At 65.3% G+C, this 14,186-nt stretch carries 11 protein-coding genes; 2 read left to right on the top strand and 9 right to left on the bottom strand.

What is annotated here, in order from left to right; all coding sequences use genetic code 11:
* Window position 1: 1 nt before the first annotated feature.
* From AC6HZP_RS11860 to AC6HZP_RS11835, 6 genes are all read right to left on the bottom strand, one after another.
* Window positions 2-1,264 (bottom strand): glycosyltransferase family 4 protein, encoded by a 1,263-nt coding sequence (locus AC6HZP_RS11860; RefSeq protein ID WP_497526706.1) that lies wholly within the window; start codon window positions 1,262-1,264, stop codon window positions 2-4.
* A 2-nt stretch (window positions 1,265-1,266) separates the two neighbouring features.
* Complete coding sequence (locus AC6HZP_RS11855) at window positions 1,267-2,103, bottom strand: class I SAM-dependent methyltransferase (protein WP_497526705.1); 837 nt, start codon at window positions 2,101-2,103, stop codon at window positions 1,267-1,269.
* Window positions 2,100-4,349, bottom strand: a complete 2,250-nt coding sequence (locus AC6HZP_RS11850; protein WP_497526704.1) for a glycosyltransferase — start codon at window positions 4,347-4,349, stop codon at window positions 2,100-2,102. Before AC6HZP_RS11850 ends, AC6HZP_RS11855 begins: the two co-directional genes overlap by 4 nt.
* Before the next feature lie 92 nt (window positions 4,350-4,441).
* The gene (locus AC6HZP_RS11845; RefSeq protein ID WP_201403744.1) at window positions 4,442-5,155 is read right to left on the bottom strand and encodes a calcium-binding protein; all 714 of its coding nucleotides are present in this window, start codon (window positions 5,153-5,155) and stop codon (window positions 4,442-4,444) included.
* Between the two features lie 298 nt (window positions 5,156-5,453).
* Entirely contained in the window at window positions 5,454-6,851 is a 1,398-nt protein-coding gene (locus AC6HZP_RS11840; RefSeq protein WP_497526703.1) for an HlyD family type I secretion periplasmic adaptor subunit, read from the bottom strand.
* A complete protein-coding gene (locus AC6HZP_RS11835; RefSeq protein ID WP_497526702.1) occupies window positions 6,848-8,629 on the bottom strand; it encodes a type I secretion system permease/ATPase in 1,782 nt (593 codons plus the stop codon). Before AC6HZP_RS11835 ends, AC6HZP_RS11840 begins: the two co-directional genes overlap by 4 nt.
* 295 nt (window positions 8,630-8,924) lie before the next feature.
* Here AC6HZP_RS11835 and AC6HZP_RS11830 point away from each other — a divergent pair, with 295 nt between their 5' ends.
* Complete coding sequence (locus AC6HZP_RS11830) at window positions 8,925-9,407, top strand: MarR family transcriptional regulator (RefSeq protein WP_244669916.1); 483 nt, start codon at window positions 8,925-8,927, stop codon at window positions 9,405-9,407.
* A 42-nt stretch (window positions 9,408-9,449) separates the two neighbouring features.
* A complete protein-coding gene (locus AC6HZP_RS11825) occupies window positions 9,450-10,691 on the top strand; it encodes a glycosyltransferase family 4 protein (RefSeq protein WP_497526701.1) in 1,242 nt (413 codons plus the stop codon).
* Here AC6HZP_RS11825 and AC6HZP_RS11820 read toward each other — a convergent pair.
* Genes AC6HZP_RS11820 through AC6HZP_RS11810 form a run of 3 tightly spaced genes read right to left on the bottom strand, consistent with a single transcriptional unit; the run spans window position 10,646 to window position 14,179 of the window.
* Window positions 10,646-11,824, bottom strand: coding sequence for an SGNH/GDSL hydrolase family protein (locus AC6HZP_RS11820; protein ID WP_497526700.1), 1,179 nt, complete (start codon window positions 11,822-11,824; stop codon window positions 10,646-10,648). The genes AC6HZP_RS11825 and AC6HZP_RS11820 overlap by 46 nt on opposite strands.
* Window positions 11,825-11,865: 41 nt before the next feature.
* Complete coding sequence (locus tag AC6HZP_RS11815) at window positions 11,866-12,924, bottom strand: glycoside hydrolase family protein (protein WP_497526699.1); 1,059 nt, start codon at window positions 12,922-12,924, stop codon at window positions 11,866-11,868.
* Between the two features lie 13 nt (window positions 12,925-12,937).
* Window positions 12,938-14,179: a polysaccharide pyruvyl transferase family protein gene (locus AC6HZP_RS11810; RefSeq protein WP_497526698.1), complete on the bottom strand. Its 1,242-nt coding sequence runs from the start codon at window positions 14,177-14,179 to the stop codon at window positions 12,938-12,940.
* Window positions 14,180-14,186 lie beyond the last annotated feature (7 nt).

The following is a 14,186-nucleotide window of genomic DNA, read 5'->3' as shown; positions in this document are numbered from 1 at the left end:
TTCAGGCTGGGATCCTGGCGCGCTCGAGCGCACCGAACAGGGCGAGATAGTTGCGAGCCACGACATCGATCGTCGGCGGCGACTTGGCATTCTCGGAAAGCCGCAACCAAAGATCGGGATCGCCGGCCGCCTGCCGCATGGCGCGAGCCAGGTCGATGGGATCATCGGGCGCGACCGTCAGGCCATTGAAGCCGTGCTCGACCATCTCGGCCATGCCGCCGATGCCGCTGACGATCACCGGACGGCCCTGCTGCTGCGCCTCCTGGATGACCAGCGGGGCGTTCTCCCACCAGATCGACGGCACGACGACCCAGTCGACGGCCGCCATCAGGTGCGGAACATCCTCGCGCCGATAGGCGCCGCGCCGGACGACATGCGAAGTGGTGCGGGCGAACCGCTCGTCGAGCTCCGTCTTGAAGGTCTCGGCCTGAAACGGCGTGCCGCCATGGACGCGCAGCTCGAAATCGACCCCGGCTCCGATCAGCCGCTCGGCCGCGTCAAGCAGCACCGTGCCGCCCTTCCAGGGATTGAGGTTGCCGAAATAGCCGAAGACGTTTCGCGCCCCGTCCGTGCCGCGAGACCGCGCAACCGGCCGACCGTCGCCGGGCTGGCCGTTGGGGATGACGTCAATGCGATCGGCATCGAGGCCCCAGGCGACGAAGCGGTCCCTAAGGAAGGCGCTCGGCGAGACGAAACGATCGACGGCCGAGAGCAGCGTCTTCAGGTAGCGCTCGCGCAGCAGGAACTGGTCGGCGCCGACCTCCGGAAAGCAGCCGTGGCAGCGGTCCGGCGAGGCGCCGTGGCAGCGCTCGCGCCCGCTGGTGCGCATCATCAGGCCGTCATGGGCGCAGATGAGGTAGTAGTCGTGCAGCGTCATGACGATGCGCGCTTCCGGCAGAACCCGCCGGACGAGCGCCGGGAACTCCGCGCCGATCAGCAGCAGATGGTGGATGTGCACGACGTCCGGCCGGAACTCCGTCAGCAGCGCTTCCAGATCGGGGATGACGCCGTAGAGATCGACCTGGCTCATGAAGAAGCGGTCGAAATGGCCGGCCCAGAGCAGGATCTCGTCCTGGCCGTTGCCGATGCCCTGAAAGCTGGTACCGGGCTTTTCGTCCCGATGTATGCGGTTGGTCGCCCCCAGGAACAGGGCTTCGACTCCCGCGCGCTGATAGGCGCGAAACAGGTCATGGGCGAAGATTTCGGTGCCGCCCGGATGCAGATCGGGGTGATTGTGGGCGACGACGAGTATGCGCTCCGCCATGCTCAGCCCTTCTTCTCGGCGACGAGGATGTCCTGGTAGTGCGCCGCCGGCTGGCCGCGCCAGTGACCGAGGCTCTTCAGGCAGAGCGACAGACCGAAGCGCTGAATGACGCGTTCGAAGAAGCCGTCGTCGAAGCCGACCGCGCCGAGCGGCGCCGTGCGATCGACCAGCCAGGCCGGCCCCTCGCCCTCGCGCTTGAACTGCAGGCGCGGATCGCGCTGCGGCAAGGCGCTCTTAGCCGTCTCGTCGAGCACGAAGGCGGTGATGAACAGCCGCCCGCCCGGAGCGAGCAGCCGCTGCGCCTCGCGGACATAAGCGGCGATTTCGCGCGGCGGAAGATGCGTCGCGACCGAGACCATGAAGATGAAATCGAAGCTCTCGGGCTCGAAGGAAAGCTGCAGCGCTTCGCCCTTGATGGTGCCCTTCGGATTGTAGATGTGATGGGCAACGTCGATCCGGTCGAAACGGAAATTGTCATAGACCGGCGAGATCCGCTCGCGGCACCAGGCGATGCCCTCGGCCACCGGGTCGATGCCCCAATAGGCGGCGGCCGGCGAGAGATACTGCGTCAGAGGCACGGCGAGCCGGCCGATGCCGCTGCCGATGTCCAGCACGCGGTCGTCCGGCAGGATTCCTCCGAAGCGCACGAGATGACCCAGAAACTCGACCCCGATGGCGCGGAAGTCGCCGTCGCCGACGAAGATGCTGTCGGCGGTTGGTTCGGGCAGGAACCGGTTGGCGAGCAGGGTCTCCTGCAGCCAGGCCAGCCGGGCCTCGTCAAAATCCGGTCGGGCCGCGACCGCGTCGGAGACAGGCTTCAAAGCAACCGCTGCCGTCATGCCGCGCTCCTGCGCGAGCCCGCGGGCGTGGAGGAACCCGGCTCCGGCCGCTCGAAGCTTTCCTGCATCAGCGAGCCGATGACGCCGTCCCAGCGCTGGCTGTGCAGCCAGGAATTGTAGCGGGAGGCGATGCCGCGCATGTAGTCGCCGTTGCGCCGCATCGAGCGCCGCTCCAGGTGATAGAGCGCGACCCCGGGCTCGTAGGCGATCGCCTGCCCCGTCGCGCGGATCTTCAGGCAGATGTCGCTGTCTTCGTAGTCGCCGATGACATAGTCCTCCGTGAAGCCGCCGACGTCCTGGAACGTGTCCCGCATCATGACGAGGCAGGCGCCGGTGACGGCGGGCACCGCGCGCGCCGCATTGGCGGGCGCATGGCCGCCGGGCATGCCCTTGTAGAAGTGGTGGTTCAGCCACGTGCCGCGCGCGTCGCGCTGGAAATAGAGCCCGGCATGCTGCAGCGAGCCGTCCTCGAACAGCAATTTCGGGCCGATCGCGCCGACCTTGCCGGGGCCGCCGAGCCGATCGGAGAGCCGCGACAGCCAGTCATGCCCGGTCGGAATGACGTCGGAATTCAGCAGGTTGACGATCAGCCCGCGCGCCAGCTCCACGCCGGCATTGTTGGCGCGCGCATAGCCCCCATTGCCGCTCATGACCGCCAGCGTCATCGGCATCTGGTAGAGCCGGTAGAGTCCGCCGAGCAGATGGCTGACATCGTCCGCCTGCTCCGGCGAATCGAGCACGAAGATGATTTCGGCCTGATCGCGCAGGCCCGGATCCGTCGCGAAGGCCGCAATCTGGAAGCGCAGGAAATCGAGCACGCGGTAGAGCGGCACGATGATCGAGAACATCGGCTCCGCGAGCCGCGGACCGAAATGCTCCGTCCTCGCTACCGACACGGACGCGACGACGCGTCGCTGGATTTCGGCCAGCGCCGGCCCGAGCGTCTCGGAGAGCACGGTTCCCGTTGCATGCTGCAAGGGGACCGCGCGCAGGGCGCCGGCCCGCATCGTCGCCGCGTCGATCGGTTGCGGCCTCGGGATCAGGCTGATCTCGCCGCCGGATTTCAGCCGCAGGCGAAAGCGCGGCTGCAGGATCGGTCCCGCCGGCTTGTCGTGCGGCAGATAGGCGATGAAGCCCGTCGCGTCGTCGCGGGCGGTGCCTTCGGCTGTGCCGACGCGCCCCGGAAACAGATGCCAGTCGGCTTCGAGCGCCCTCGTCTCGCCGGCCGCGACGTGATCGACGCCGGCAATCAGACCCTGCGGATCGCGGAACCAGCCGCCGACCAGAAGGCCGCCATCGAGCGACAGGGCAAGGTCGACTTCCGCGCCCGGCTGGAAGGCTGCGAGTTCGGTGGCCTTGGCCGGCACGGCGGCACGGGCCTGCATGTCGATGACCGCGAGCCGCGCCTCTTCCGAGCGGACGGAGAGCGTGCGCACCAGGAATTCCGTAAGCGCACTGTCATTGCGACGCGCGCCCCACCAGCGCAGCAGGCTGAGCGGCGCTTTGGTGGCCTGACCGAGAGTCCGGATGGCAATGCCGTGCTCACCGACCAGCACCAGCGTGCCGGCCCCGAGCATCGCCGCGTCGCCGTCGGCGAGCAGCACCATGGCACGGCGGCCATGACTGTCGGCCTTGCGGGCATGGGCTTCCACCGTCAGTCGCCGCACGCCGTGTGCGGTGACCACGTGGGCGGAGCCGACAGTGCCGAGATCCGCCGTCGTGGCGAATTCGACGATGGCGGTGTCGCGAGTCGGCCGGCAGGCGACGACAGCGCGGGCATCGCCCGGCTGCAGCTCGCTCGCCAGCAATTGGATGGCTTCGGCATAGGTGGCCGAGCGGGAAAGCCGGAACGCGCCGCACCAGGAGGTCAGAAGCGCCGTCAGCAAGGAGATGCGAGCCCGACCGTCCAGATCCTCGACAAGCGCCGCGACATCGGCACCGATGAAGGGATCGGCGGGGTCGACTTCAATGCGCTCGGAGGGGCCGAGGGTTCCGGCCGAAACGACGAGCCGCATCGACGTCCGCGGCCGCATGATCCAGATGATGCGGGTGCCACCATCGACCCGCGTGAGCCGCAGGCTCGCCAGCGGCGCGATGGCCTCGCCATCCTGCCGCGTGCAGCGCGGCGGCACCGAGCAGGGCCCAGGAATATCCCAGACGACCGCCGAAACATCCGAGGCCAGCTTGAGACTGCGGATGGACTCCGCGTGACCACCAGCGGGCGATAGCGGGACGATTTCCAGCATGCCGGGCACCTCGATATCGCAAACTCAAGGAGAGACTGGTGCGGCGCCCGGTGGGAGGGACCGGGCGCCGCAGGCCATCAGCTGACGGGGGATCAGCCGATAACGAAATAGCCGTGCGGGTTGGCGTGGACGTCGTTGGCATTGACGTTCACGAGCGTGATCGAGTCGCCATGGCCAAGATCGATCACGGTATTGTTGCCGACCTGCGTCGCGCGGGCAGCAAGATCTTCTGCCGACGAGATGTGCGTATCGTTGATGTTCTTCTGGATCTGAAGAATGTCTTCGCCGGCATGGAAGTCCATGACGACGTCGTTGCCGCCACCACCGGTGAAGACAAAGATGTCGTTGCCGGCGCCGCCGATCAGGATGTCATTGCCGGCACCGCCAACGAGGATGTCGTTGCCCGCGCCGCCATTCAGGATATCAGCGCCAGCGCCGCCGTAGAGGACATCGTTGCCGGCACCGCCGAGAAGGATGTCGTTGCCGTCGCCGCCGTCGAGGATGTCGTCACCAGCACCGCCATCGAGGATGTCGTTGCCGGCACCGCCGTACAGCTGGTCATTGCCATCGCCGCCAAACAGCTGGTCGTCGCCGTTGCCGCCGAAAAGCGTGTCGTCGCCTATGCCGCCGAACAGCAGGTCATTGCCGTCGTCGCCGAAAAGCGTGTCGTTACCCGCACCACCGAAAATCGTGTCATCGCCATCGCCGCCGAAGACTGTGTCGGCGCCACCATGGGCGAAGATGATATCGCTGAAGCGAGTGCCGAATAGGACGTCGTCATACGCCCCACCTTCTAGAGTGGCCATTGAGGTCTCCTATGTCAGTCGCTTGCGCCGCCCAGATCGAAGTATCTCCGCGGCCGCCCTGCCCTCCGCCACCCGGCTGGTTTCGGAAAAAGCATGACGCACTGCACTATAAGCGAACATCAGAGACAAGCAACGCCTTTATCAATGATTCTACTCTTTAGATCTTGGCGAAGCCAGTACATTTGCTAGACTAATCGGTCTAATTGCAGAATTACTGGTTTATCTATGCAATTAAATTGCCAGGAAATTCGAAATATTCTTCGAACGAAATTGCTGCATCGCAACAAGCGCCGCGCAATCACTCTTCGTGGAAGGCGGCGTTGAAGCTGTCGGTGATCGGCGAGAGCAGGTAGTCGATCGCGAGGCGCGGCTTGTTGATGATCAGCACGTCCGCGGGCATGCCCGGGTAGAGCTTCACATCGCGCGCGGCGGCGAGCGCCTCCGGCAGCACCTCGGCCCGCGTCACGAAATAGGCAACGTTGGTGCGCTCGTCGATGACGTGATCGGCCGCCACATAGGTCAGCCTGCCCTCCAGCGGAGCATGACTGCGCTGATTATAGGCCGTCAGACGAACCCGCACGGGCGAGCCGACGCGGACGCTGTCGATGTCGGTGGGGCTGACATGCGCCTCGATGACCATCGGCTCGTCCTCGGGCACGATGTCCATCAGCGGCGCACCGGCGGAGATCGCGCCACCGACGGTGCGGACCTGGATGTTGACGATGACGCCCGCCTGCGGCGAGCGCACCTCGAGCCGCTGAAGCACGTCGCGCGCCGCGACGATGCGCTCATCGACCTCGGCGAGTTCGCCCTGCGCCGTCGCGATGTCGCCGGACACCTGCTGCATCCAGTCCTGCGTCAGCGCGAGCAGTTCGAGATTGGCGCCGGCCTTGGCCTGTTCGGCCTTGGCCTTGTTGGCCGCCTGCTCGCCGGCATTGCCGATCAGTTCGCTGAGGCGCGAATCGATCTCCAGCAACTGGGAGCGCCTGGCGAAGCCCTTCTTGACCAGACCGTCGATCGCGCTTCGCTGTTCCTCGAGAATCTCCTGCTGCCGTCGGTTCGACTCGCTCTGTGCGGCCAGAGCCGCCGCCTCCGCGTCATGCTGCTCGACGGATTTTCTCTGCACGTCCAGGCGGCCGCTCTTGGCCACCGTGCGCGATTCGAAGAACTTCTGCTCGGCCGCCACGGCGTCGCGAGCCGCCTGTTCGGTCGACGCCAGCAGCTCGGGCGGAAACTCGACCGAATTCGCCTCGGCCTGCTCGCTGCGCAGACGCGCCAGCTTCGCCGTCAGGGCGAAGCGTCGCCCGGTGAGCTGCTGCAGCTCGGACCTGGCGCGTGTATCGTCCAGCAGGATGAGCGGCTGGCCGGCCTTTACGGAGTCGCCCTCCTTCACCAGGAGGCGCTTCAGGATGCCACCCTCGAAATGGCTGACGGTCTTGCGCTTGCTGTCGACGACGACGGAGCCGCTCGCCACCGCCGCGCTGTCGAGATTCGCCGAATAGGCCCAACCGATGAATCCGCCGAAGCCGATAGTGACCGCCAGGAAACCGGCGATGATGGGCGTGCGAAGGCTCGGCTCGCGATCGAGGATCTCGTTGCGGCTGCCGCGCAAGGCGGTCGCATAGACGATCGCGGGAACGGCATCGCGCCGGGCCCGCTCAATCTCGGCCGGGGTCTGTCGGGTCAGGTTCTTCAACGTCGATCTCCGCCTTGGGCTATCGCCGGCGACGGGTTGGGAGCCTGTCGCTTGGGGTTCATCGGCGATACGATGTCGGTGCGCGGACCGAACTGGGACACCCGGCCGTTTTCCAGCACGAGCAGCTTGTCGGCGACCTCCATGATCGCCGGTCGATGGGCGATCATGACGACGATGGCGCCATCGGCCTTCGCGGCACGAATGGCGCGGATCAGCGCCGCTTCGCCGGTTGCATCGAGATTGGCATTCGGCTCGTCGAGCACGATCAGCCGGGGATGGCCGTAGAGGCAGCGCGCGAGCGCCACGCGCTGGCGTTGGCCACCGGAGAGCGTCAGGCGCGCGTCGCCGACCGGCGTGTCGTAGCCGAGCGGCAGCCTGCCGATCATTTCATGCACATCGGCGATGCGGGCCGCCTCGATCACGGCCCGCGGATCGCCGGCATCCATGCGAGCGATGTTGTCGCGAATCGTGCCGTCGAGCAGCGAGACCGATTGCGGCAGGTAGCCGACGAGCTGGCCGAACGATTCCCGCTCCCAGAGATAGACGCTGTTGCCGTCGAGATAGACACCACCCGCCGTTGGCTTGACGATGCCGACGAGGAGGCGCGCCAGCGTCGACTTGCCGGCCGCCGAAGGGCCGATGACGCCGAGCACTTCGCCCGGCGAAAGGCTGAACGAGACGCCCTTGATGATCGGAACGTCCTGCCCGGCCGCGGCGTAGATCAGCTTGTCGACCACGAGATCGCCATTGCAGACGGTGGTCGGCATCGTCTGCCGATCGGCGCCCTCGGTCGCAATCAGCTCCCGCACGCGCTTCCACGCGCCGCTCGCCATCACCCACTGCCGGCCGTTCTCGACGACGCTGTCGAAGGGCATCAAAAGGCGCCCCATCACGATCGTCGAGGCGATCATGGCGCCGCTCGAGATCTCCTGCCGGATCGCCAGGATACAACCAAGCGCCAGCACGAAGAGCTGCATGCCGTAGCGGATGGTCCTCGTGACGGTGGCGATGACCTTGCCGCGGCGGTTCGCGGTTTCGAGCAGTTCGAGGGCGCTGAGCTGGGCCAGGCGCCAGCGCGCGGAGAGAGCGGGGAGCATGCCCATGCTCTCGATCACCTCGGCATGGCGGACCTGACCCGCGACGTTGCCGATCGCCTCGACATTGGCCTTGTTGGCTTCCGTCAGGAGGCTCCGCGTCGAGATGTCGAGGGCGATGTTCGATATGACGAGGATGAGGATGGAGACGACGCCGACAATGCCGAAGCCCGGATGCAGCAGGAACAGCACGATCAGGAAGATCGGGCTCCAGGCCGCCTCCAGCGGAGCACTGACGGCATGGCCGGTCAGGAAGCTCCGGAGCTCGGCCAGATCGCGCAACGATTGCGCCGCCTTGTTGGTCCCTTCGCGCGCCGAAGCGCGGATGGAGGCCGCCAGAACCGGCCCGTTGAGCTTACGCACAAGCCGGCCGCCCATCACCTGGAAAGCTTGAGAGCGGATAAATTCGAGAAGACCGTAGAGAATGAGCGCGCCACCTGCCAGTATCGACAACATGGCCAGGGTATCCATGCTCCGGCTGTTCAGCACACGATCGTGCACCTGAAGCATATAGAGCGGTACAGTGAGTTGCAGGACGTTGATGAATGCACTCAGGATTGCAGCATAACCGAGGCCGGCCATGAAGGAACGACGCGCCTCGATGACGAGCGCCTCAGGAACGGCCACGTTCCCTGACGCCTTCGCATCTGCAACATGCGAGGATGTTGCTTCAATTTTCGGCATAATATTGGATTGCCTTGAAATTGTCACTTCATAACTCTATCGTCCAGCATCAAGGGTGTCCAGAAGATACATTTAATCCAATTTTCGGACTATCTGATAGAATGTTTGCTTGGAATACGTCTATCGGCTGAAGCATTGTCGAATAGACGAATCGAAACACAACAATGCTTCGAAACTTGAATTAAAATTAGCGATACGGGGCCAGATAATGACGCGAGAACTTCTGCAAGCGGCGGTAGAAGTCGAAGAGTCGGATAACAACGTTGGATCGAGTAGCAATCTCGCATCTGCGAGCGTGATCACGGTTGTAACCGAACATGATGGCGGGCATGTAACGCATTTCGAGCTTGCCCGGACGATCGAACGCGTCAACCGGCGCTTCACCGATCTGCTCCGGATCGAGATGGGCAAACTGGGCGTCGGCGACATCGGACCGGCCCAGGTCATGGTGCTGTTCACCATCGGCAATGGCGAATTGTCGGTGCGGGACCTGCTCGACAAGGGCCACTATCTGGGCTCGAACGTCTCCTACTACCTGAAGCAGCTCGTCGATCTCGGCTACATCGACCGCGTCGCCTCGCAGCGCGACCGCCGGTCGGCCCGGATCAGCCTTTCCCAGAAGGGACACGATCTCTGCCAGGCCCTGCGGACCGCGGACGACACCTATCATCGCCTGCTCGTTCGGGACGAGGACGAGTCGCGCGAGCTCGACAACGCCTATCGTCTGCTTCAGAAGCTGGAGTTGGTCTGGACCAATGCGACGCGCTACGGCGCGTAGCCGGATGGCCGCCCCGCCGCCGCCAGGAACAGGGGCCTCTTCATGAAGATACTCTTCATTCACAGACGCGGCGTCGGCCAGTTCGAACATCTGGCCGCCAACCTCGCCTCTGCCGGCAATGAGGTCACCCTCATCACGGAAAGCGTCGATCGGCGCTTGCCGGGTGTCCGCATTGTCCGCCACCGGGCCGAGCCTCCGGCCACGCTGGCCGCGATCCGGACCAGCCCGCTGGCGACGACCGAGCATCACGTCCGCATCGGATTGCGCGTCGCCGAGACCCTCGATGCGCTCGTCCGCGCCGAGGGGCCGCCCGACCTGGTCGTCGGCCATATCGGCTGGGGCAGCATGATGTTCGTGAAGGACGTTGTGCCGCGCGCGCCGGCGCTCGGCTATTGCGAATTCTTCTATCGCGCCGAGGGCGCCGATGTCGGCTTCGACCCGGAAGACGTCATCGACCTGGACGTGCGCCAGCGCCTCCGGCTGCGAAACGCCGCCCAACTCGTTACCCTCGACGCCATCGATGCCGGCATCAGTCCGACCGGCTGGCAGCGCAGCCGCTATCCCGAGAACTATGCCCGGCGCATCGCCGTCTGCCATGACGGGATCGACGTCCACCGTTTCCGGCCCGACAATCGCCATGGCCTGACCCTTCCCGACGGACGCGTCATTAAGCCCGGCGATCCCGTGGTGACCTTCGCGGCGCGGGATTTGGAGCCCTATCGAGGCTTCCCGCAGGCGGCCAAGGCGGCCGAGCGGGTTCTCGCCCGCCACAAGGACGCGATCTTCGTCTTCGTCGGCGGCGACTCGAACAGCTATGGTGCATCGCGGCGCGACGGAAAGTCCTGGAAGGACGCCGTCCTTGAAGAAACGCCGCTCGATCCCGCGCGTGTATTCTTTCCCGGCCAGGTTCCGCATGAGACTTTGACGCGACTGTTCCAGATTTCAGCCGCGCATATCTATCTCACCTACCCGTTTGTGCTTTCGTGGTCCGTCCTGGAGGCGATGTCCTGCGGGGCACTGGTGATCGGATCCGAGACGGCGCCGGTGCAGGAGGTCATCCGTCATGGCCACAACGGCCTGCTGGCGCCGTTCTTCGAGCCGGAAGCCATCGCCGAGACGGTCCTCGACGTCCTCGCCCGGCCGCAGGCTTTCGCCGATATGCGACGGCAGGCGCGCCAGACGATCATCGAGCGCTATGCGCTCGACCGATGCCTGTCGCGCCAGCGTTCGATCATGGCTCAGATGTTCGGCGCCTCGATGCGCTCGGTGGCGGCCGCCGGCTGAGGCTGGACGGCTTCCACCGGCTCGACGACGCAGGATTTGAGCGTGCCGGTATAGAGGATGCCGAGCAGCGGCATCACGGGCTCCGCCGCCGGGTCATAGGCCGCGTGCGCGACATTGTCCTTCGGGACATGGCGGTTCGTTCGCGGGACGCCCTGCGCAACCTGGATCGAAACGGCGAGCTTCGCCGGTTCCTGCAGCAGCGCGGGACCGGGATACAGGAATTCGCAGCTCAGCATCGAGAACAGGAACTTGAAGGCGCCGTCGCGGACGCCGCCCTTCAACGTGGCCGCCTCGATCGTCTCGCCGGGCATGGAGATTTCCAGCGGGCCGACTTCCGGGGCGCAGACATAGGAAAGGGCCAGCGGCCTCCCCTTCTCAAACTCGAGCTTTAGCCGGAACCGGCTGAGATCGGCGGTCGTCGCGCCGAAGCGACGATTGCGGTAGTCGCGGGCCGGCAGGCCGCGGCTCTCGATCAGCGTCTTCGCATCGATGACGCCGGCGCCGGCGAAATGCTGCGGATCGATCGGCAGGGGCAAGGCGCGCGGGCGAACAGGCGCCGCGAGGATCCCCTCCAGATCGTCCGCGACGATATCCGCGACGATGGAGGTCGCGATCGGCCGGGCATAGTGGCCCTGGTCCGAATAGAAGGCGGGGTCGGTGATCACCTCGCGGCCGAAGCGGCGCATCAGGTGGCGCGAGACGTTGATGACCGAGGTCTCGTACCAGTCGGAAATGTAGTGCATGCCGGCGTCGATCGACGGCACCGCGCTGACATAGGTGCCGCTGCGCGCGCCGAAGACGAGAGAGACGATCCGCAGATTGGGGTTCTGTTCCAGCGCATAGCGGATGATGCCCTCGTAGAAACGGGCCCAGTGGCGGAACGGCCGCCGCTCGTCGCCATAGACGAAGGCATCGTTGAGCGCATATTCGATGATCAGGACATCGGCGTCGGCGAGCCCCGGATGGGCCTTGAGCTGGAACAGGCCGAAACCGGATGTCGTGCCGCCGACCGAAAGATCGGCAACGACGTCCAGCGCCATGCCGCGACGCGCCATATTGGCGAGGAGGCTCGGCCAGTAGCCGGGCTGCATGACCGTGTTCGAGCCGCCGATAACGATAGTCCGGAGCGCCATGCGCGCTATCCTCCCTGGATGTTTTGTTTGTGGTCAGGACCTCATGGAGCCACCGGACGAACGGCGGCCCGGCCGGCCGCAGAAAGGCCGCCGCAGCGCCAGACGCTGTACGGGGTTCCACTGTCCCAATCGAAATAGTAGGCGGCGCCGACCTTCCCCGCCTCGATATCGGCATCAATGATGGAGCGGACCTGATCCACCTGCGCCGCGCGCGTGTCGTCGTCGATCGGACAGCTCGGCGAAGTGTTGGCGACGCCCCATTCGGTGATCCAGCACGGCTTGCCGGCGGTGGCAGTACCGCAGAAGGAGAGCGCCTCGCGCACGAGACCGTCGCGGCTCTCCGTCGAACCGGTGCTGCCGGGGTAGACATGGATGCCGTAGGCGTCGACCCATTGGTCGAGCCCCTGTGCCTGCATGCGGGAGGTCCATTCGGGCGCCGGGACGATCTCGAGGCCGACCCGGCGCGAGAACGGCACAGGCATGTCGGAGAGACCCGCCGAGATCAGCTTGGCGTCGCGGTTGAGCTTCGTCTTCTGCAATTCTTCGCGGGTCACACGGACGATCTCGACATAGCGAGCCAGACCGTCTGCGACCTTGGCCGGATCGCTCTTGGCATCGGCGCCAACCGCCAGATCGCCATTGTAGCCGGCCCAGTTGATCTCGTTGCCAGGCTCGACGCCGACCAGCTTCACGCCGGCCTTGTCGAGCTTGGCGAGCGTGTCGCGGATCACCTTGCGATAGCGTTCGGGGTCGAGATCGGAGAGGCGGTAGACGTCAAAGCTCTTGCCCTTGGCAGAGCGGCGCTTTGTTCCGTCGGGATAGAAGGCGCGGTTGTTGAGCGAGATCTCGAGCAGGACACGCAAACCGGCCGCGTTTGCCATGCGCACCGCGTCGATGCTCGGCCCGATCGGCGCGCTCAGCGAAAGCCGTACCGAGGCGACGCCGCTGTGCTTCATGGCGTCGAGGATGGTCTTGCGCTCGGCCGGCTGCTTCCAACCGAGATTGACCCGGTTGAAGCCTATCTCGGCCGCCTCTGCCTGCATGCCGCAGAGAATGCCGAGCCACAGCATCGTCCCGGCCAGGGCCGGGACGATGCGCATCGAACGATGGGGCTTACGCGGCCTCATGGGTCCGCGTGGCCTGGCCCGAGGCAGCCGGAGCCGCCTTGGCGATCGAGGCCTGCTTGATGCCGATGTCGTTCAGCGCCGTGCGGAAATTGGTCTCGCAAGCGTCGTAGCGATCGATCGAAGCCTGCGCGTCGATCGTCGACAGGAACTCCTTCAGATATGCCTTCTTCTGCGTCTCGCGATTCCAGATCTGGGCCTCGAGATGCGGGAAGCCGATGAACTCCAGCATTTCGCGCATGCGGTCGTCGACGGCGATCATCAGCGAGGGAACGCCCGCCTGCATGGTGATGATGCAGCCATGGAAGCGGCGGCCGAAGGACAGATCGAGCTGCGACGCCCAGGTGCGCCAGCGATTGGTGTCGAAGAAGACGTGCAGCTCGTGCTTCCGCTGCCACTTCTCCTGGTGCTTGTATTCGAGCGGCGCGATGATCCGGCCCGACGGCGGGTCATAGGCGAGCGTCTGGTCGTCGCCGACGATGTCGACGTTGTAGACGGTGACCTCGTCCTGGATCACGTAGTGGGCGGTGCTGTCCGGCTTCAGCAGCACATGCGCATCGACGAGCGTATCGGCGACGCTGCCGAGATAGCCGCCGAAGGCGATCTTCTGCGCTTCGACCAGCTCGGGATTGGCGATCTTCGCCAGCGCCTGCCGCATGCCGTTCGGGTTGAAGTAGAGCGACGGGCAGCCGGTCGGCCGCACGAACTTCATCCCCTGCTCCTTCAGGAACTCGGAGGTGAAGTAGCCGCGCGTCAGGAAGTAGCTCTCCTTGTCGCGCAGCACGTCGAGGAACTTCTGCGTGCCGGCCGGCAGGTCGTCGCGGAGGTTCGCTTTCTTCTGGATGCCGATGCCCATCACGACGACCGGCAGCTTCAGCTTCTCGAAGACCTGCGCCTCGAGATCGGCGGAGAGGCCCGGCCGCAGCAGGTTGGCCGAGGCGAATACGCAGATGTCGAAGGTGCGCGCGAGCTCGTCATAGACGTCGTCCGACGTCAGGCTGTTGGCGAGATGCCAGAACGGCACATAGGTGACGTCGTGGCCCTGCAGGGCGTGGCCGGCGCCCTCGCCGATCAGGTAATTGCCCGTATTGGCGATCTTCTTGACCTGATCGATGACGTTCTTCTTGGTCAGGATGTCGTCGAAATAGGGCCGGTGACGGACCGTCGCGCCGGAGACGCCGGAGACGGTGCGCTGGAGATAGGAAGGGATGCCGGTCAGCAAGATGCGCATGACGCTC

This window comes from Kaistia sp. SLG-1 (assembly GCF_059699055.1).
This window is presented reverse-complemented; position numbering and strand designations above follow the sequence as displayed.